Source organism: Pantoea sp. B65, assembly GCF_047308185.1.
GTDB lineage: Bacteria > Pseudomonadota > Gammaproteobacteria > Enterobacterales > Enterobacteriaceae > Erwinia.
This window is the reverse complement of sequence record NZ_JAHXPU010000037.1, coordinates 310,113-330,158: the sequence shown is the minus strand read 5'-3', so window position 1 is coordinate 330,158 and position 20,046 is coordinate 310,113. Positions and strand designations below refer to the sequence as shown.

19 protein-coding genes are annotated in these 20,046 nt (G+C 55.3%); 5 read left to right on the top strand and 14 right to left on the bottom strand.

Features of this window, described 5'->3' with window-relative positions; genetic code table 11:
* Position 1: 1 nt before the first annotated feature.
* Entirely contained in the window at positions 2-3,772 is a 3,771-nt protein-coding gene (gene tamB / locus JWF83_RS18015) for an autotransporter assembly complex protein TamB (protein ID WP_413651777.1), read from the bottom strand.
* Positions 3,769-5,508: an autotransporter assembly complex protein TamA gene (tamA, locus tag JWF83_RS18010; RefSeq protein ID WP_413651776.1), complete on the bottom strand. Its 1,740-nt coding sequence runs from the start codon at positions 5,506-5,508 to the stop codon at positions 3,769-3,771. The genes tamB and tamA overlap by 4 nt, the downstream gene beginning before the upstream one ends.
* Positions 5,509-5,998: 490 nt before the next feature.
* Here tamA and JWF83_RS18005 point away from each other — a divergent pair, with 490 nt between their 5' ends.
* The gene (locus JWF83_RS18005) at positions 5,999-7,330 is read left to right on the top strand and encodes a hemolysin family protein (protein WP_413651775.1); all 1,332 of its coding nucleotides are present in this window, start codon (positions 5,999-6,001) and stop codon (positions 7,328-7,330) included.
* 57 nt (positions 7,331-7,387) lie between these two features.
* Here the strand turns inward: JWF83_RS18005 and JWF83_RS18000 are convergent, their stop codons facing one another.
* Positions 7,388-7,594, bottom strand: coding sequence for a DUF1107 domain-containing protein (locus JWF83_RS18000; protein WP_017801078.1), 207 nt, complete (start codon positions 7,592-7,594; stop codon positions 7,388-7,390).
* A gap of 327 nt (positions 7,595-7,921) precedes the next feature.
* Between JWF83_RS18000 and JWF83_RS17995 the strand changes: the two genes are divergently transcribed.
* Positions 7,922-8,479, top strand: coding sequence for a YtfJ family protein (locus tag JWF83_RS17995; RefSeq protein ID WP_413651774.1), 558 nt, complete (start codon positions 7,922-7,924; stop codon positions 8,477-8,479).
* Positions 8,480-8,549: 70 nt separating this feature from the next.
* On the opposite strand, the gene cysQ is transcribed toward JWF83_RS17995, so the two are convergent.
* A complete protein-coding gene (gene cysQ / locus JWF83_RS17990) occupies positions 8,550-9,296 on the bottom strand; it encodes a 3'(2'),5'-bisphosphate nucleotidase CysQ (RefSeq protein WP_413651773.1) in 747 nt (248 codons plus the stop codon).
* Between the two features lie 340 nt (positions 9,297-9,636).
* Entirely contained in the window at positions 9,637-10,257 is a 621-nt protein-coding gene (fklB, locus tag JWF83_RS17985; RefSeq protein WP_413651772.1) for an FKBP-type peptidyl-prolyl cis-trans isomerase, read from the bottom strand.
* Positions 10,258-10,513: 256 nt separating this feature from the next.
* On the opposite strand from fklB, the gene JWF83_RS17980 reads away from it, so the two are divergent.
* Positions 10,514-11,206 (top strand): LysM-like peptidoglycan-binding domain-containing protein, encoded by a 693-nt coding sequence (locus tag JWF83_RS17980; protein WP_413651771.1) that lies wholly within the window; start codon positions 10,514-10,516, stop codon positions 11,204-11,206.
* A gap of 56 nt (positions 11,207-11,262) precedes the next feature.
* Here JWF83_RS17980 and rplI read toward each other — a convergent pair whose 3' ends face one another.
* From rplI to rpsF, 4 genes are read right to left on the bottom strand one after another with little or no spacing between them, the layout of a single operon-like run.
* On the bottom strand, positions 11,263-11,715 hold the full coding sequence (gene rplI, locus JWF83_RS17975; protein ID WP_413651770.1) for a 50S ribosomal protein L9: 453 nt from the start codon (positions 11,713-11,715) through the stop codon (positions 11,263-11,265).
* A 39-nt stretch (positions 11,716-11,754) separates the two neighbouring features.
* Positions 11,755-11,982, bottom strand: a complete 228-nt coding sequence (gene rpsR, locus JWF83_RS17970) for a 30S ribosomal protein S18 (protein ID WP_000135199.1) — start codon at positions 11,980-11,982, stop codon at positions 11,755-11,757.
* A 4-nt stretch (positions 11,983-11,986) separates the two neighbouring features.
* Entirely contained in the window at positions 11,987-12,304 is a 318-nt protein-coding gene (priB, locus tag JWF83_RS17965) for a primosomal replication protein N (protein ID WP_413651769.1), read from the bottom strand.
* Between the two features lie 6 nt (positions 12,305-12,310).
* Positions 12,311-12,706 carry a 30S ribosomal protein S6 gene (gene rpsF, locus JWF83_RS17960; RefSeq protein WP_413651768.1) on the bottom strand — a complete coding sequence of 132 codons (396 nt, stop codon included), beginning with the start codon at positions 12,704-12,706 and terminating at the stop codon, positions 12,311-12,313.
* A 359-nt stretch (positions 12,707-13,065) separates the two neighbouring features.
* Here rpsF and JWF83_RS17955 point away from each other — a divergent pair, with 359 nt between their 5' ends.
* Positions 13,066-13,272 carry a hypothetical protein gene (locus JWF83_RS17955; protein ID WP_413651767.1) on the top strand — a complete coding sequence of 69 codons (207 nt, stop codon included), beginning with the start codon at positions 13,066-13,068 and terminating at the stop codon, positions 13,270-13,272.
* Positions 13,273-13,322: 50 nt separating this feature from the next.
* Here the strand turns inward: JWF83_RS17955 and yjfP are convergent, their stop codons facing one another.
* Positions 13,323-14,072: an esterase gene (gene yjfP, locus JWF83_RS17950; RefSeq protein ID WP_413651766.1), complete on the bottom strand. Its 750-nt coding sequence runs from the start codon at positions 14,070-14,072 to the stop codon at positions 13,323-13,325.
* A gap of 90 nt (positions 14,073-14,162) precedes the next feature.
* On the opposite strand from yjfP, the gene bsmA reads away from it, so the two are divergent.
* Positions 14,163-14,489, top strand: a complete 327-nt coding sequence (bsmA, locus tag JWF83_RS17945) for a biofilm peroxide resistance protein BsmA (RefSeq protein ID WP_413651765.1) — start codon at positions 14,163-14,165, stop codon at positions 14,487-14,489.
* Here bsmA and JWF83_RS17940 read toward each other — a convergent pair.
* The 4 genes from JWF83_RS17940 to nsrR all read right to left on the bottom strand — a co-directional run bounded on the left by JWF83_RS17940 (position 14,463) and on the right by nsrR (position 19,951).
* A complete protein-coding gene (locus JWF83_RS17940; RefSeq protein ID WP_413651764.1) occupies positions 14,463-16,091 on the bottom strand; it encodes an isovaleryl-CoA dehydrogenase in 1,629 nt (542 codons plus the stop codon). The two genes, bsmA and JWF83_RS17940, sit on opposite strands and share 27 nt — an antisense overlap.
* Before the next feature lie 114 nt (positions 16,092-16,205).
* On the bottom strand, positions 16,206-16,943 hold the full coding sequence (gene rlmB / locus JWF83_RS17935; protein WP_413651763.1) for a 23S rRNA (guanosine(2251)-2'-O)-methyltransferase RlmB: 738 nt from the start codon (positions 16,941-16,943) through the stop codon (positions 16,206-16,208).
* Positions 16,944-17,010: 67 nt separating this feature from the next.
* The gene (gene rnr / locus JWF83_RS17930; RefSeq protein WP_413651762.1) at positions 17,011-19,488 is read right to left on the bottom strand and encodes a ribonuclease R; all 2,478 of its coding nucleotides are present in this window, start codon (positions 19,486-19,488) and stop codon (positions 17,011-17,013) included.
* 16 nt (positions 19,489-19,504) lie between these two features.
* Entirely contained in the window at positions 19,505-19,951 is a 447-nt protein-coding gene (gene nsrR / locus JWF83_RS17925) for a nitric oxide-sensing transcriptional repressor NsrR (protein ID WP_413651761.1), read from the bottom strand.
* Positions 19,952-20,046: the final 95 nt, after the last annotated feature.

The following is a 20,046-nucleotide window of genomic DNA, read 5'->3' as shown; positions in this document are numbered from 1 at the left end:
GCTAAAACTCAAACTGATAGAGCACATCTAATGCCTGGTCAATGCCAGACACCGCTTCCAAATAGAGTTTGGGCATAAGGCGATAACGCAAGGTTAAAGTCGCCAGTGAATCAAATATGCCAACACCATATTTTACTTGTAGACCCGGCAGCACATAGCCACTGACCTGCACCTGCTGGCTGTCGCCAACACCTGCGGTATCAAGCGCCAGATTGCTGACGCCGAATGTCTCGCCGATTTTACCCACAACCTGACCACTTTGTGCAACCCCTAAACCAACCAATGCTGAAGTTAGCGCGTTACCATCGCCCTCGGTTCCCAGACCCTGACCGCGTAACAGGTAGGATAATGCCTCCTGCTGCGACATGGCTGGATCGGAGAATACCTCTGCTTTTGGTTCGTCGGCAAGGCCGGTGACGCGTAAACCGGCAGTAACATCATCTTCCGTGGCCTCCGGATTACGGATCGCTTCGAGGTTCAGATAGGGCTGGTCCGGCGGCCCGGCAAACTGCAACTCCCCTTTGCGCACAATCAGATCCTGTCCGTAAGCATGGAAACGGCCATCCAGAACATTGATCTGGCCATTCAGTCCCAGCCCGCGCTTATCCTGCACCAGCTTCAGATCGCCATTCAGTCGGGCTTTCAGACCAAAGGCGCTGAGGCGCACATTATCGCCAATATGAATCACCAGATTGCTGTTAATCGGGATGGCGGTCGATTTGTCGGCAATCGGCTGCAAATTCTCATCCAGCAGCACCTCATCAGACGAGACGCCAACCGCGCTCTCCGGTACTTCCTGCACCGTGATACGCGCCCAGGGAATATCGACCCGGCCATCAAGATTAAACATCGACGGCGTCGCCTGGAACACCAGGTCCGGTGACACATCCATCCGCACCATCGGCGGTACGGTGACGCGCACTTTGTCCCCCTTCGCCGCCACTCTGGCGCGCCAGTTGTCGAGCTGACTCCAGTCGGCGTCGCCATTCAGGTTAATCTGCCCCTGTGAGGTCTGAATCAGTCCCTCCAGCGTCGAGCTCATGCCGTTAAATAACATCGTCAGGTTGGCGCTGGTGAGATCCACCGGCATAAAGTTACCTTCAACATCCACATTACGCAGCGCCAGCTGGCCAAACACCTGCGGCCGTTGCAGATTCCCGCCGAGTCGCAGGCTGGAATTGAGCACCCCGCTAACCTTTTCCCCCTGCATCAGCGCCGGATTGAACATCGCCAGCGACAGATCGGTAATATTGACGTTGCCGGACAGCGTTCGCCGCCCCTGCGGATCGGCAATTTGTACATTGCCGTCCAGCTGACCGTTATTGGCGATGCGGATCAGCCAGTCAAGCTGGGCACGACCATTACGCAACGCCGCATTCAGCGTCAGCGTATTAAAGGCTACCGGCAGGGTATTACCGTCGACATCCTGTTCTACCCTGACGCCATTGCCTTTCAGCGACACCCGTCCCTGCGGCAACCCACCGTCTGCGGTCCAGCTCATCTCGGCATCGCCGTTAAAAACGCCGCTCAGTTTCGTTGCATCGGTGAGGAAGGGTGTTACCATCGCCAGGTCAAAACGGTTTAACACCACCCGCGCATGACCGGCGGGACCGGCTTCTACCGGTTGCGGCACACAGAGTTCAGCATTCGGGTTCAGCCAGCAGTGCGCGCCGATAGTGGCGGTCTGGCGGCTGTTGAGATAGTCGATGCTCATCGCCCGCGACAGACGCCACTCACCGACCGGGGTATCAAAGCGGGTGTTGTTCAGCGTGCCTTTCCAGCGCTGCTGCTGGCGATCAAAGCTGCCAGTCAGCGCCAGCTGGCCGGAAACCGGCTCGCCCTGCAGATTCAGCTTCAGCTGGTGCTGCAGCTCATTACCTTCCGCATTCAGCGTCAGCAGATTAATCGCCAGCGCATCCTGTTTCAGTTGCTCGACGCGCAACTGAAGTTTGCCGGCAATCTGATCGCCGGAGTGGATATCGCCGTCAAGCTTCACCCGACCGATGCGCATCTGCTGCCAGCGCAGGCCGCTGGCGGTCAGATCGGCCAGCAGCTGCGGCGTCTGCAGCTTGCCGCGCGCCTTAATGCTGCCTTTCGCCACCCCGCCCAGCCCCGGCAACGCGTTATCCAGATGCTGCGCATCTATATCCGCATCCAGATTCAGCGTCTCGCCGAGCGTGCCTTTCACATTGACATTGTTGCGCCCCAGCACCAGTTTGATGCCGGGAATATTCCACTGGTTATAGCTGTTGCCATACAGAGAACCATCAGCCGTGACTGCGTTCTGCTTCACATTGCCGCGCAGTGCCAGTTCCGGCACCCGCAGCTGCCAGCTGCCGCCATACAGGCTGCCGCGCGTGGTGATTTTACCCTCCAGCTTCGCCGGCCAGTCAGGGTACTGTCTGGCGGTATTGATGCCAGACAGCTGCAACTCGCTGCGCCAGCTAATCGCTTTGCTCCAGTCGACCACTGCGCTGAGGTCAGCAGTGCCCTGTAGCGCCGCCAGCCGCAGCTTATCAAGGGTAAACTGCTCAATATTGCCTTTGCCGTCGAGGCTGATCGCGGCCGGAGGGATCGACTCCCCTTTAACGGCAGTTCGCAGGGACATCACATAGTCGGTCGCTTTGCCGCTAAATTTGAAGTTGAAATCATCCGCCTGATACTGCACCGCGCCGGTCAACGGCCAGCGGAACTGGGGACTGGTCAGGGTCATCTCCAGCGGTAAACCCGCCTCGGCCAGCCGGGTTTGCGCCGCTATCTGCGCCTGGAGCGGACCGGAGAGATTAAGCGCCAGTGTCAGCCGATCGCGCATGCCGCCGCCAAGGTTGAGTTTAATTTTCTCCCCTTTTAGCGGGTCGATATTCAGTATGCTGTTAACGGTAAAGTCGACCGGCCAGCTATCGCCCAACTGCGCCTGACCGCTGGCATTCAGCTGCCCTTGCGGCGAATCCACTGCCAGCGTTTCCAGCCGCAGCAGGCGTTCTTCGGTTCTGGCTTTGATCCGCAGGCGATTGACCACAATCTCACTGTCGCCGGTGATACGCAGCTGCTCGCCAACAATCTCCTGCACCTCGACATCCAGCGGCATACGGAAATCCGGCAGATCCGGCAACAGCGGTTTGGCAAACATGGCGCGCAGGCTTTCACCCAGCGGCGCTTCTTCGGCCTGCGGCGGCGTCGCTTTCGGCTGCGCCAGCTGCCGATCCGCGACTTGCGCCGCCTTCGGCAGCGCCACCAGCAGGCTCTGAATATGGGTTGGCGTTAAGGTCATGGCGCGACCCTGCCAGTTGATGCCGGTGGAGAAATCCAGCAATGAAATAGTGGTATCGTCGATCTTCACGTTGATGTTTTGCAGCGCCAGATGACGTAACCTGACCGGATACGGCGTCGAGAGGTCGCCGTTTCCACTCTGCTCCTCTGGCTGCGGCGCTGCGGCTGGCGGCATTTTCTTGCTGTCGACCACCAGGTTAACGTCTTTCAGCGACAGATCGTTGACGCAAAACGCCGACTGTTTCAGACACCCCAGTTGCACCGCGAGGTGGAATTCACCGGCGTTCAGCGTGAGGCCGGGCATTTCATACCGGATGCCTTTGAGCGTCAGATTGCGCCAGCCGCCTGCGACCTGTTTGATCTCAAGGCCCGGCACCCAGCGCGCGGCGCCATTAAGCAGCAGATGTAAACCGCTGGTGGTGCCAATTAAAAATGCCACGCCGCTCAGCAACAGCAGCATAAAAATCAGGATGCCAGTCAGAACCTTTTTCCAGCGACTCATAATTCAGGCCCCAGGCCAACGTAAAACTGCACTCCATGCTCCTCTTTATCGCCTATCGGACGGGCAATATCGAATTTGATCGGTCCCACTGGCGACTGCCAGCGCACGCCAAAACCGGCGCCGGTTTTAATGTCACTCTGCTTAATGTCATTCACCGCTTCACCGGAGTCGACAAACACCGCACCCCACCACTTGCCTGACACATTGTATTGATACTCCAGCGAACCGGTCGCCAGTTTCGAGGCGCCGGTCAGCTTGCCGTCAGCATCGCGCGGCGAGATACCTTTGTATTTATAACCCCGAATGCTGCGGTCGCCACCGGCGAAGAAACGCAGATCCGGCGGTACGCTTTCAAAGTCGTTGGTCTCAATCCAGCCGAGATTGCCGCGCGCGACAAAGCGGTGTTTGTCCGCCAGGGTGCGGATCCAGACGTTTTGCGCCTGCACTACGGCGAAATCGACATCCGAACCCCAGCTGGTATCGGAAACGTCCAGCGAGTAGCGCTGGGAATCTCCCCAGTTCGGCATCAGGCCGCCGCGTGAACGGGTGCGGTTAAGGCTGACGCCCGGATAGATCAGCATGGTGGTGTTGGTGACGCTGGCCTGGGTAAAGTGGTCAAGGCTCCAGCGCAGGTTAATCGCTTTCTGCCAGCCGCTGCTGTTTTCCCAGTAGCGTGATACCGCGAGGGTCGAGGCGTCGGATTTGGTGTCATTAAGATCGGTGCGCTTTACGCCGCCCTGCAGCAGGTAGTACTGCTCCAGCGGGCTCTTCAGCAACGGCATTTTATAGCTGAAATCCAGCTGCTGTTCCGGCGCGGAGATATTGGCGCTGGTGGTCAGACTCTGACCACGCGAGTTCACCCACGGTTTTTTCCATGTCGCCTTAACCCGCGGACCAACGTCGGTGGAGTAGCCGAGACCGGTTTCAATGGTGTTTTCCGTGCGCGGCGTCACCACGCCACTCAGCGGTAAGATTTTGGTTTTGCGCGCCTTATCAAAATCGGGCGCGACCACCACCGAATTAAACCAGCCGGTGGCCGACAGCCGCCGGTTCAGCTCCGCCAGATCGCGCGAACTGTAATAGTCGCCCTTTTTGAACGGCACCAGGTTTTGCAAATACTCTTCGCGGATCTGCGAGCCTTCAAAACTAACGTCGCCAAAGCGGTAACGCTGACCGCTGTCATAGTCGATATCCCAGAACGCTTCGCGGCGTTCCACTGAGACACCCAGCTGGCTTTTACGGAAATCACCGTCAAAGTAGCCGTTGCGCAGGGCAAGATTGGTGAGGTTACTTTTGAAGCTGTCGTATTTACCGTGATTAAGGATGGTACCGATGGCCGGTTTGCCGTCGTGCACCAATTTCTGGTAGTCCTCATCATGGCGCGCATCACCGCGCAAAATTACCGTCGTACCGGCGATTTTCACCGGTTCACCCGCCTTAATGCGGGCAATTAACACCGGGCGTCCCCCCTGCGCAGGCGCAGGTCGCGACTCAAAATCGATCTCCGGCTCATAATAGCCCAGCGCGCTTAGCCCCTCTTTTATCGCATTCGATACCCTGGCGCGGAAACGTCCATCAGCGGAGATCTCATCGCTGCTGATGGTCGAAAGGCGCGCCCTGACGTTTTTCTGTAAATCCCCTGATAAACCTTCAACCTGTAAGCGGACAGTCGCAGCCTGGGTCACAGGCGCGGCAATCAGCAGACAGTAAATGCAGTACACATGAATTCGTGGCACGCTTACTCCTGTTTCTCTTGCCAGCCCTAATTCCTGATGGGCAAATGGTTTTCTGAATGGCAAACCTCTGTAAAACAGCAGGCATTGACGCCCCCCCCAACCATTGTCGGTAAAGTTTACACCGAAAAAAAACAGCGAATTTCAATCAGCAGTTAACAGGAGTGTAACGTGGCAGAGCTATTAGACAAGGTTGAAAGTCTCGCTTTAAGTGATGTTTTGCGCGCAAAATAACATTATCGTCTATTTTTTCAGCATTCTTCTAACCACTAGCCGCCTGATATCGGCTGCTGCTATAATGCGCAGCGAAGGCCAGACGTTTAGCCTTGATATATGGATTCTGCTCCGACGCTTTGTGTTATGTTGTCGTCGTACTGACGCAGACATTTTTGGCATGGATAGCCTTGCCCCAATGATATGTACATGATGTACACAAACGCCCGCGCTACACCCAAGCCAAAAATGACAAGAGAAACAAACCTACGGAAACCCTATGTTAGATAGCATGCTTGTCATACTAGCGCTTATTGCAATCAGTGCCTTTTTCTCCCTGTCAGAGATTTCGCTGGCTGCCGCCCGCAAAATCAAACTTAAACTGTTGGCCGATGATGGCAATATCAACGCGCAACATGTGCTGAAAATGCAGGAAACGCCCGGTATGTTCTTTACCGTGGTACAAATTGGTCTGAACGCCGTCGCCATTCTCGGCGGTATCGTCGGTGATTCGGCTTTTTCTCCGGCATTTCGCAGCCTGCTGATTCGGGTGGTCTCGCCGGAACTGGCCGATCAGCTGAGCTTTATCTGCTCGTTTACCCTCGTTACCAGCTTCTTTATTCTGTTTGCGGATTTAACGCCAAAACGTATCGGCATGATTGCGCCTGAAGCCATTGCGCTGCGCATTATCAATCCGATGCGCTTCTGCCTGTTTATCTGCCGCCCGTTGGTATGGTTCTTCAACGGCATGGCCAATATGATTTTCCGCCTGTTTAAAATCCCGATGGTGCGCAAAGACGATATTACCTCTGATGATATCTATGCGGTGGTGGAAGCCGGTGCGCTGGCCGGGGTGCTGCGTAAGCAGGAACACGAGCTGATTGAGAACGTGTTTGAACTCGAATCACGTACCGTGCCCTCGTCGATGACTTCACGCGAGAACATTGTCTGGTTCGATCTGCATGAAGATGAAAACAGCCTGAAAGAGAAAATCGCCCGCCATCCACATTCGAAGTTCCTCGTCTGTAACTCAGATATTGACCATATTGTGGGCTATGTCGATTCAAAAGAGTTGCTGCTGCGGGTACTGGGCAATCAGAGTATGGCGCTGAACAGTGGCGTGCAGATCCGCTCCGCCCTGATCGTGCCGGACACCCTGACGCTGTCGGAAGCGCTGGAGAGCTTTAAAACTGCCGGTGAAGATTTTGCGGTGATTATGAATGAATACGCGCTGGTCGTGGGGATTATCACCCTGAATGACGTGATGACCACGCTGATGGGCGACCTGGTTGGCCAGGGGATGGAAGAGCAGATTGTCGCACGTGACGAGAACTCATGGCTGGTAGAGGGCGGTACGCCGATTGACGACGTGATGCGCGTGCTGCATATCGACGACTTCCCGCAGTCCGGCAACTACGAAACCATCGGCGGCTTTATGATGTATATGCTGCGCAAGATCCCGAAACGTACCGACTTCGTCAAGTTTGCCGGTTATAAGTTCGAAGTGGTGGATATCGACAGCTATCGCATCGATCAGCTGCTGGTGACGCGCCTCGTTGACCGTCCGCCATCGGCGATTACCCTGCCGAAAGCGGTTGAGGTGGAAGAGTAAAAATGTAAAGGGAGCCATTAATGGCTCCCTTACGGTGTTCCGGTAAACCTGCCGCGCTTAATTAAATTCGGTCTGCAAACGCAGCACCTGGCGGTTAACTTCCGACATCACACTGAAATGCTGTCTATCCCTGATCCGCGGAAGCAGGATTTTGCCCTTATCAAACTCAAACGCCCCCACATCCTTGATATACAGCCTTCCTCTGAACAACGTTTTGACGTACTTCGCCACTTGTAATGGGTTGTAACGCTGGAATATTTTCATTCTTTATAACTCCTGAGGGTTAAATCCTTCACTACGCTCCGCCGTTGCCAAATTCGGTACGAACTATTGAAGCGCAAATTGCCGATAAACTATAGAACACCTTTTCCTTCCATGGTTCCGAAAATTGAATCTTTTTACTGAGCTGACATAACATTACAGAATAGTCTGTTATTTACGTCATGTTATTCAGTATAAACCTTCAGTTATCGGGGATTTGTGCTATCAGCCGCAAAGCTGACAGTCCAGGGCGACAGATGCATCATCCATGCTTATTATTGCAGGAACATGACCAGGAGGTCGGATCACCTCTGCTCAACCGGAGTCACTATGACAACTGCCCGCTATCTTGCCATCACGCTCTCGCTGTTAATGCCGCTGACTGCCGTCGCCCATAATTTTGTTGAAGGGCAGCGCGTGACGCCCGTGGGCATTGCCGACCGGGGAGAACTGGTTTACCAACATGAAGAGTTTAGTTATAAAAACTGGAATAGCGCCCAGCTGACCGGAAAAGTACGCGTTATTCAGCACATTGCTGGCCGGTCGTCAGCTAAAGAGAAAAATGCCGCCCTGATTGAAGCGATTAAGGCAGCGCAATTCCCGCATGACCATTATCAGACCACCACGCTGGTCAATACCGATGATGCGATTCCCGGCACCGGGATGTTTGTCCGCAGCAGCATTGAGAGTAATAAGCAGCAGTATCCGTGGTCGCAGTTTATTGTCGACAGCCGTGGCGCCGCGAAAAAGGCCTGGCAGTTAGACGACGGCGGCTCGGCGATTGTGGTGCTGGATAAACAGGGGCAGGTGCGTTTCGCCAAAGATGGCGCGTTAACCCAGCAGGAGGTGAAGCAGGTGATTGCGCTGCTGCATCAGTTACTGAAATAATTTTGCCGCGGTTTAGGCGGCATCCGGGCGGAATAACCCCCGCCCGCAGCATTGATGCCGCCCCAGGCTATCAGAAAATCGATACGCGAAAACCAGGGTTTAAAAACGATTCACGCGGCGTATAGTTCAGCGGCTGACCTTTCCAGTCATGAACATGGGCGCCCGCGGCAATCGCCACCGCATGACCGGCACCGGTATCCCAGATATTGGTCGGTCCAAAACGCGGATAGAGCTGCGCTTTACCTTCCGCCACCAGACAGAATTTCAGCGAAGAACCAATCGCGGTGGTCTGATGCTCACCCATCTGTTTCAGATACTCTTTCAGTTCCTCATCAGAGTTGGCGTGCGAGCGGCTGATCACCACCAGCGGCGGACGGGCATCACGCACATGAATAGCCACTTTGTGGCCGCCCTCTTCTTTCCACGCTTTGCCTTCCGCGGCTGAATACATCACGCCAATCGCCGGCGCATACACCACGCCCAGAACCGGTTTGCCCTTCTCGATCAGCGCGATATTGACGGTAAATTCGCCATTACGTTTAATAAACTCTTTGGTGCCGTCCAGCGGGTCGACCAGCCAGTAGCTCTGCCAGTGCTGACGCACCTCCCAGGCAGGCGGATCCTCTTCCGACAGAATCGGCAGATCCGGCGTCAGGGCAGCCAGTCCCTGCACAATAACTTTATGCGCCGCGATATCCGCAGCAGTGACCGGAGAGTCATCAGACTTGTGAGAAACGTCAAGCGGTGCCTGGCTATTATAAACCGTCATAATAGCCGCGCCCGCGTCACGTGCCAGCTGGCAAATTTGCTGTAACATTCTTCACCTCATAGTTTGATTCGTCATGGCGATACCGCTGGCAAGAGCCTGCACCAGATAAGTACCGCTTTATTAGATCATAGCAGTTTGTCACCACCCGCCCGCAAAGTCAGCTAAATCTGGTCTTATTGCCATAACATAATAATTTAATATCAATAGCATAATTGAATGCGCCACGGCGGACTCCCGGTTTACAGCTTACAGGATAACGCCAATCTGCAGGGCAAAGTTACCGTAAAGGATATCACTGAAACCACAGGTAAATGGGTGCCGGAGATGCGTAAAACGGGGAGCGGAGATACGAGGATTTAGCAGGGGCGGCATTTCGCCGCCCACACCGTTACAGAATTTCTAACAGCTCAACTTCAAACACCAGGGTGCTCAGTGGCGGGATAGAGGCGCCAGCGCCACGCTCGCCGTATGCCAGGTTGTGAGGGATCACCAGCTCCCATTTGGAGCCCACTGGCATCAGGGTCAGTGCTTCGATCCAACCGGCGATTACGCCGCTGACCGGAAATTCAGCCGGTTCGCCACGCTGTACCGAGCTGTCAAACACCGTGCCATCGATCAGCTTACCGGTGTAATGCACACGTACGCGATCCTGACGCGATGGAATCGCACCTTCGCCCTGCTGAATCACGCTGAACTGCAGGCCTGACTCGGTGCTGCTGACGCCTTCACGCTGCAGGTTCTGTTCAAGGAACTTCTGACCTTCCACAGCCATTTCCTGCTGGCGTTCGCGACGAACCGCATCCGCACGCTCGTGAACTTCGCGCAGCGCACGATGAACCACATCAACAGGTACCGCGGGAGCATTCCCTTCCAGCGCATCGCGCAGGCCGGCCAGCAATGCTTCTGGCTGCAGACCCTGCAGTCCGGACTCCAGCAATTGCTGGCCAACCTGTAAACCGATACCGTAACTTGCTTGCGCTTCGACGCTGTCAAAAGAAGGGGTTGTCATGGATTTTCCTTTCATCATTGATAAAAACTGAAGGCAGAGCATAACAGCGCAAGGCGTGAGGGTAAAATCCCGTGTATCGGTGGATGACTTTTGCGCCAGAAACAGAAACAATAGCCACTCATCTAATTAATAACGCCCATAGCGTCACGTATCTGACTGGTTCTTTACACATCAAACAGTTAGCAGACTATGATAGAAATTCGCTATTTCTGATGTCTGAATACGGATGTCGTCTGGGGTTAACGAGGTTATTTACATGGGGAGAATTGCCCCCCGGCAAAGGAAACGCCTGCCGTTTTACCATCCGGTACTGAAGATGTGGATGGCAAGCCGCAGACCATCATCAGCACCTGATGCGCCACCGGCGCCGCAGGAGGATGAAATGATGCCAGAAGGAACATCATTACGCAGCAAGCTGTCTGCCCGCAAAATCTGCAGCAAGCTGTTTGCCGGCAAAATCTGGCGTTTCGTAGATGACGCGCGCTGGATGGATCCGCTGCCGACCTTACATCGCCGCGGCATTGTGCTGGCGCTGCTGGTGATGCTGCTGGCAATTCTCTGGCCCGCCCCTCAGTCCAACATCCCGCAGCCGCCGGTGCTGCAAAGCGGCAGCGCCGATGTTCCGCTACAGGCAGAAATCTATAATAACGACAGCACGACAACACCGGCCAGCAAACCGAATTCAGCGGGAGAGTGGCGCAGCTATCAGGTGGCATCCGGCCAGACCATGGCGCAGCTATTCCGGGATAATAATTTGCAGGTGAATGATGTGTTCGCGATGGCGCGCGTTGAAGGCGATGATAAGCCGCTCAGCAATCTGCATACGGGTCAGAATGTCAAAATACGGCAAGATGCCAATGGTGTGGTGACCGGATTAACGGTGGAGACCGATAACGGTCCGGTGCTGTTTACCCGTCAGACGGATGGCACCTTTATCCGCGCGCAGTAATTGCCTGGAAACAAAAACGCCGGCACAAGGCCGGCGTTCTCGCATCACTGAATCAATTAAGCTTCAGCAACGATAATCACGGTCAGTTTCGCGAATACTTCGCTGTGAACCTGGAAGTCCACTTCGTGCTCACCGATAGTACGCAGAACGCCGTTCGGCAGACGAACTTCGCTCTTCGCCAGATCAACGCCAGCTGCAGTTACAGCATCAGCGATATCACGGGTACCGATGGAACCGAACAGTTTACCTTCGTCGCCTGCTTTAGACGCGATGGTAACATTGCCCAGCGCATTGATTTTCTCAGCGCGTGCATTAGCTGCAGACAGAACGTCAGCCAGTTTGGCTTCCAGTTCTGCACGACGTGCTTCAAAATATTCAACGTTTTTCTTGGTAGCAGGAACAGCTTTACCCTGTGGCACCAGGAAGTTACGAGCGTAGCCCGCTTTAACGTTAACCTGATCACCCAGGCTGCCCAGGTTTGCTACTTTATCAAGCAGAATAACTTGCATTACCTTATCCTCTCAAAGTCGTTAATGGACAGTGGCCAATTACTGATGACGATCAGTATATGGCAGCAAAGAAAGGTAGCGCGCGCGCTTGATAGCACGAGCCAGCTGACGCTGGTATTTGGCGCGAGTACCGGTGATACGGCTCGGTACAATCTTACCGCTTTCAGTGATATAGTTTTTCAGCGTTGCGATATCTTTATAATCGATCTCTTGAACGCCTTCCGCGGTGAAACGGCAGAACTTGCGACGACGGAAATAACGTGCCATTTGGCTAGTCTCCAGAATCTATCAATTCAATCTGCTCGGCATGTAACACAATCTTACTCAGGCCATTGCGCCCTTGATGGCAACTAATGAAACCTTCGACGATGAGTTGCGTGCCGACCGTTATACTTTGAGTAATGACCTGATGTGTCTTGCCACTTAAAATGATCGGCATACGACACCAGGCTTGCCGGATAAATCCAGCTTCTTCCTGCTGCGAGCGGTGCTCAAGCACAAACTGGCAGTGTGGAATACCTGACGGGCTGGTTTTTCGAACCGGTGTCTTGCACACAGTGCCAGACAGGCGCAGCCGATTGACCGTCACGGTTGATTACTCTTCAGAATCCCCAGCATCTGCATCATCAGAGGTTTCGTTAGCAAAATCTTCACGACGCTCACGGCGCTCGTCTTTCGCTTTAACCATCGGAGATGCTTCGGTAACCGCGTGCTTAACGCGCATAACCATGCTGCGGATAACGGCGTCGTTGAAGCGGAAGTTAGTTTCCAGCTCATCGATCACTTCCTGCGGAGCTTCAACGTTCAGCAGAACGTAGTGTGCTTTGTGCAGTTTGTTGATCGGGTAAGCCAGCTGACGACGGCCCCAGTCTTCCAGACGGTGGATCGTGCCTTCTGCACCAGTGATAGCACCAGTGTAACGCTCGATCATGCCCGGAACCTGTTCGCTTTGGTCAGGGTGAACCATAAAAACGATTTCGTAATGACGCATCGAAATTTGCTCCTTACGGATTATTCAGCCTCCTGTCAGGGTCAGCCGTGGCCCATGGAAGCAAGGAACGTTGTTTAAGTACGGCTGAAAAATTGACGCGTAATCATACTGGCGCACCCCAGGAAACTCAAGGAAGAACGTGAATTAAATATTACCGGGGATGTGAAAGCGCTAAGCGATTTGTGCTTAATCAGTTATTTCATCAGGTTAGGGCAGGAAGGTTCAAAATTTATGATGACCATCATCAGAGATGATCACTTTTTAAATTCGCTACAGGGCCTAAACTATAAACAGTGAAATTAAACGGCCCTGACCAGCGGTCAGGCGCAATAAGTCAGTACTGTACTGTGGAGTCGATTATGAAAAACATCGCAATCGCCACTTTACTCGGTCTCTTCCTGTCTACCACCGCCCTTGCCAGCAACACTGACTGTGCGCAGCAGATTAGAAGTAACAGTAGCAAAGCGGCATCAACTTATATCTATATTAACCGTATCGCCACGCCGACCGGTAGTCCGGCCAGCGCTGATGTCTCCGCCGCCCGGCAGTTATCGCAGCAGTTGTGATTTTGGCGGCGTAACGGCCGGAACTGTCCGGCCTTTTTATGGCCGCGGATTTACAGATGCTGGTTAAAAAACGCCACGCCCGCACTTAACGCCAGCGGCGTAATCCGGTGTCCGACACCGGCTTCGGTTAAAAAGGTCAGATGACTGTCAAGAGAGGCCTCACGCAGTGCGCGTGCCAGCCGCACGGTTTCTGCCGCCGGCACCACATCATCCGCCTCGCCATGCCACAACAGCAACGGACGATTAGCCAGCGACGCCAGCTGATGGCTGACATCATAGGCGGCCAGCGGCGCCAGCCGCTGCGCTAAGCGCTGCTGTTGCTCCGGGGTATCGGCCACCAGCGGTGGAAACAGCGTCTGACTGAGTGACATAAAATACCCCGACCCCATCAGACAGGCCACGCTGTTAATTTGCGGGTAGCGCGCCATCGCCCCCAGCGCCGTCATTCCGCCCATTGAGGCGCCGGCGACGGCAAAGCGCCCGTCAGCCACCAGCCCGCGTTCACGCAGCGCGGCTTCCAGCGGCGGCAACTCATCAATACTGCTGCGCAGGATTTCCCAGAAATGGCCTAGCCGCTGTTGCGCATCGCCGTTATAACGCGAACCATGCTGTGCGGCATCGGGCAATAGCACGCGAAAACCAGCCTGCGCCAGCGCAACGGCAAACCATGAGTACACCTCTTTTGATGAGGTGAAACCATGATAAAACACAATGGTGGGTAACGGCTGCCGCCACTGACCTGCCGGCACCGCATGCAGACATTCAATGCCCGCAACGCTCTCCGTCACAATCTCAATCATTCCGCCTCCGTTCCGCGTATTTGCACTAAAAGGATAACCGCAGCAGCGGGATGGCGTAAACTGTTGTTATTCCCGTTCGGAGCTTGCCTGATGCGCATAACAATCACTTTTCTTCTGACGCTGTTGCTGACTGGCTGCAGTGTATGGCAAACCACCCCACAGGCGCCTCCTGCGGCAACCTCACAGGCGCAGGAGATCAGCCGGGCACAATCTATCGGTCTGACCAAAGTGGGCACCATCAGCGCCACAGAGCGTGGTTCGCCGGATGATGTGCAGCGTGCCATTGCGGCGAAAGCCAATGCCGCCGGCGTGCCCTACTATCAGATAATTATGGTCAGCGAAACCGTGGTGCCCGGCATGTGGTACGCCACCGCCGTGCTGTTTACTGGCTCAGCCGCCGGTCGCGCGCAACAGTAAGCGTGTCGTGACATCCTCGCTGAGCGGAGTGACCCCGCGCGCATCGAACATCTGACGACACCAGGCATCCGCCAGCGGCGGTTCGAGAAACCTCAGCACCTGAACCGCTGTCGCCAGATGAAACAGCCGCGTGGTGATATCGCGCGCCTGCGCCTCATGCACTTTCCCGAGGCGTAATTTCAGCTGCCGCCAGTGGCGATCAACGTGGCGATTCACTCCCCTTACCGTGTCAAACTGCTGGCAAAGCATCTCCATTACCCCCGGCTGCTTCGCCAGTACCCGCAACACATCAAGGCACATAACGTTACCTGAGCCTTCCCAGATACTGTTCACCGGCATCTCGCGGTACAGACGTGGCAGTTCGCTCTCTTCGCAGTAGCCAATCCCGCCGAGCGTCTCCATCGCTTCGGCCACAAACGGAATACCGCTTTTACAGATGACATATTTTGCCGCCGGGGTGAACAGGCGACAAAACGCGCGTTCGGCCTCATGCTGCGGCGTTGACCAGGCGCGAGCCAGCCGCATTAACAGAGCCGTCTGCCCCTCCAGCTGTAGCGCCTGCGCACTCAGCAGCTGGCGCATCAGCGGTTGATCGACCAGATTTTTACCCATCACCTGACGCTGATGGGCATGGTATAGCGCGACCGACAGCGCGCGCCGCATCAGGCCATGGCTGCCCAGCGCGCAGTCAAAACGGGTATAACCGCCCATTTTCAGGATCTGGCGGACGCCATCCCCCTCTTCGCCCAGCAGCCAGCCGCTGGCATCGCTGAACTCCACTTCACTACTGGCGTTCGAGCGGTTACCCATTTTATCTTTTAAGCGCTCAATGCGAATGGCATTACGGCTGCCGTCCGGCAACAGACGCGGCATAAAGAAACAGCCGAGGCCGCCTTTACTTTGCGCCAGGACCAGATGGGCATCGCTTTGCGGCACCGAGAAAAACCATTTATGGCCGGTCAGCCGGTACGCTTCGCCATTGCCGCGTGCGGCGATCGGCTCGGCACGGGTGGTATTACTCAGTACGTCGGTGCCCCCCTGTTTTTCGGTCATCCCCATACCAATCAGCAGTCCGCGCTTCTGCTCACCGGGTTGCTGATGGGGATCGTAACGGTCTGACAACAGCCCCGGCAGCCAGTGGTGAAATAGCGCCGGCAGGCTCTGCTGTAATAACGGGATGGCGCCAAAAGTCATGGTGACCGGACACAGGGTGCCGGCCTCCACCTGTGCATGCTGAATAAAACGCGCCGCGCGCGCCACCAGTGAGCCTGGCCGGGCATCGGGCTGCCAGCCGAGGTTATGCACCCGATTGGCGCACAATCCCTGCATCAGCAGATGCCAGGCAGGATGAAAGCGCAGTTCGTCAATGCGTTCGCCACAGGGATCGTAGCGCAACAGCTCGGGCGGGCTGGCGTTTGCCAGACGTCCCAGTTCGAGGGATTCCGCGCTGCCCAGCTGTTGCCCCACCGATGCCTGTAATTCCACATCCCACTCCGCTCCTTCGCGGATCAGCGCTTCACGCAGCGGCGTATCGGAGAGAAACAGGTTGCTGTTATTCAGCGGGCGTGGCTGATTAAAAACCGTATGGGTGCTCCAGGACATATTTTCTCCAGCGGACGGCATCAATGCCACCCTGATGGTGTAAGTATGTAGCCGGTAAGAAAATATGCCTGAAACGGCAGAGAATTTCGGGGCATTGGTCACGCCCCGGAGAGATTACTTAACGCTGCGTTGACGTACCGCTTCAAACAAGCAGATACCGGTGGCAACCGAGACATTGAGTGAAGAGACACTACCCGCCATCGGAATGCTGATCAGCTCGTCGCAATGTTCACGCGTCAGGCGACGCATGCCTTCACCTTCCGCGCCCATCACCAGCGCCATCGGGCCGGTCATCTTGCTCTGGAATACGGTGTGGTCCGCTTCACCTGCGGTGCCGACAATCCAGACGTTGGACTCCTGCAGCAAACGCATGGTGCGCGCCAGGTTGGTCACGCGGATGAGCGGAACATTTTCCGCCGCGCCGCTGGCCACTTTTTTCGCCGTGGCATTCAGCTGAGCAGAACGATCTTTCGGCACGATAACCGCATGCACACCCGCGGCATCGGCGCTACGCAGGCAGGCGCCGAGGTTATGGGGATCGGTGACGCCATCGAGGATCAGTAACAATGGCTGATCCAGCCCGGCGATCAGATCCGGCAGATCGTTCTCCTGGTACTGGCGACCTGGCTTCACATTCGCCACAATCCCCTGGTGCACTGCCCCTTCGACTTTACTGTCCAGCCACTGGCGGTTTGCCACCTGAATGACAATACCCTGCGCTTCCAGCGCTTTAATCAAAGGTTGCAGGCGACGGTCATCACGTCCTTTCAGAATAAAGACTTCCAGAAAACGCTGCGGATCGGTGTCAAGCAGCGCCTGCACGGCGTGAATCCCAAAAACAATTTCACTCATGTATTAAACCTGATAATTAAAATTCTGCATTGCGGGCGGCATCAATGCCGCCCGGGGGTTTCAGAGGTTATTCACTAACCGGGGTTTTCTTTTTCGCCCGCTTCGCTTTGGTGGCGGCGGCGATTTTACGGGTTTTATCCGACGGCGCTTTGGCTTTTTTCTCTTTTTTCACCTTGTCATCGTCGCTTTTCGCTTTCGCCGCAGCGGGTTTGGCCGCGCCATCTTTAGCGCCGCGGAAAGCAGCATCCGGTTCGAAATTGGCCCCTTTACGCATTTCACGACGACGGTTGCCGCCGTTCTTTGGCGCGCTATTTTTGCTGCGATCGCGTTCGGTTTTACCGGCGCCGCGCACTTTACGCTGGCTGGAGATCAGCGCGAAATCAATTTTCCGCTCATCCATATGCACCGCTTCCACCCGCACTTCAACGGTATCGCCCAGACGATAAGTCTGGCCGCCGGACTCGCCAATCAGGCGTTGTCCTACCGCATCAAAGCGATAGTAGTCATTATCAAGGGTCGAGACATGCACCAGACCGTCGATAAACAGATCGATCAGCCGCACAAAGAAGCCGAAACCGGTCACGCTGGCGATCACGCCGGTAAAGGTCTGGCCAACCTGATCCTGCATAAAGTCACATTTCAGCCAGTCAGCGACATCACGCGTGGCTTCATCGGCACGACGCTCTGCCATCGAGCAGTGCTGGCCCAGTTGCAGCATCTGGTTAAGTTCATAGTGATAACCACCGTTTGGCGTGGTATTGCCGGTCAGAGTGCCCTGCTCCTGCGCCAGCAGATACTTAATCGCCCGGTGCAGCAGTAGATCGGGATAGCGGCGGATCGGCGAGGTAAAGTGGGCGTAAGACGCCAGCGCCAGGCCGAAGTGGCCACGGTTTTCCGGATCGTATACCGCCTGCTTCATCGAGCGCAGCAGCATGGTTTGCAGCATTTCACTATCGGGACGGTCGGCAATCTGCGTCAGTAGTTCCGCGTAGTCAATCGGCTGTGGCTTCGCGCCGCCCGGCAGCGTCAGTCCCAGCTCATTCAGCACGCTGCGGAAACCGGTAATGCTGTCGTCGCTTGGACGATCGTGATCGCGGAACAGAGCCGGTTCGTTATGCTTCTCAACAAAACGCGCCGAGGCGATGTTAGCCAGGATCATGCACTCTTCGATAATTTTATGCGCATCGTTACGCACCGTATGCTCAACGCGTTCAATACGGCGTTCGGCGTTAAAAATAAATTTCGCCTCTTCCGTTTCAAACGAGATACCGCCGCGCAGGGTACGTGACTGTTCCAGCACTTTATACATGCTGTACAGCTCTTCGAGATATGGCACCTGCGTATGGTACTGCTCGCGCAGCGACTGTTCGCCATCGAGGATATGCCAGACCTTGGTGTAGGTCAGACGGGCATGTGAGCGCATTACCGCTTCATAGTGCTTATAGCTGGTGAGCTTGCCCTGGGCGGAAATGGTCATTTCACACACCATACACAGGCGGTCAACCTGCGGATTAAGCGAGCACAGGCCGTTTGACAGCACTTCCGGCAGCATCGGCACCACTTGCGACGGGAAGTAGACCGAAGTACCACGGTTAACCGCTTCGGTGTCCAGCGCCGTACCAGGACGGACATAATAGCTGACATCAGCAATCGCCACCCATAAACGCCAGCCGCCGCCACGTTTTTTCTCACAATAGACCGCGTCATCGAAGTCGCGCGCATCTTCACCGTCAATGGTGACCAGCGGCAGGTCGCGCAGATCCACACGCCCTTTTTTCGCTTCTTCCGGCACTTCTTCGCTCAGTATCGCCACTTCGGCGTCCACCGCCAGCGGCCAGACATGCGGGATCTCATGAGTACGCAACGCCATATCCACAGCGAGGCCGGTGCCCATATTGTCGCCCAGCACTTCAACAATCTTACCAATGGCTTTGGTCCGGCGCGTTGGCCGCTGCATCAGCTCGACCACCACCACCGACCCCATCCGCGAGCCGAGAATCGCCTCTGGCGGGATCAAAATATCAAAGCTCAGACGGCTGTCGTCCGGCACCACAAATCCGGCGCCGGCATCGGTAAAGTAGCGGCCAACAATCTGGCTGTTGCGTGGCTCAAGCACCCGTACCACACGCGCTTCACGACGACCTTTACGATCCGCGCCCATCGCCTGCGCGAGGATCACATCGCCGTGCATGCACATCTTCATCTGTTCGGCGGAGAGATAGAGATCGTCTTTCTGCCCTTCAATGCGCAGGAAGCCGAAGCCATCGCGATGACCAATAACTTTGCCGCGCAGTAAGTCGAGACGTTCCGGCAGCGCGTAGCACTGACGGCGGGTAAACACCAGCTGTCCGTCGCGTTCCATGGCGCGCAAACGGCGGCGCAGGGCTTCAAGTTGTTCTTCTCCAGCCATACCCAGTTCATCCGCCAGCTCTTCACGGCTGGCCGGTTTTTCGCGTTTATCTAAGTGCGAAAGAATAAATTCACGACTGGGAATGGGGTTTTCGTATTTTTCAGCTTCTCGTTCCTGAAAAGGATCTTGTGACATATCGGTTCCTCCGTTGTCATCGACTGCTGATTGACGGTTGGTCAGTCAGCAGTAATTTGTAGAGCGGATGATTATCTTCCACGAGGTCGGCGAGGGTATATTTGTCCAGTTCCTGCAGGAAACACTGTATCGCATCATACAGTGCCTTCTTCAGCCGGCAGGCTGAGGTGATATGGCAAAATTCGCTGGTGCAGTTAACCAACTGCAGCGGTTCCATCTCGCGTACCACCTCACCAATAATGATCTCTCCGGCCGGTCGGCCCAATCGGATACCGCCGTTTTTACCGCGCACTGCGGCAACATAACCTGAACGGCTTAGTTGATTGATGATTTTGACCATGTGGTTACGTGATACGTCGTACGTCTCGCTCACTTCAGTAATGCTGGTCATTTGTTCAGCAGGCAAGGACGCGAGAAAGATCAACGCGCGTAAGCCGTAATCTGTAAAACTGGTTAGCTGCACATGTACCTCAGTGAATCACCGACGTGGCATCGTCCGCTCCGATGCATTTTCTTTAGATGATGATAAACCAGCCCGTCGACTTCAGGGCAATTTTT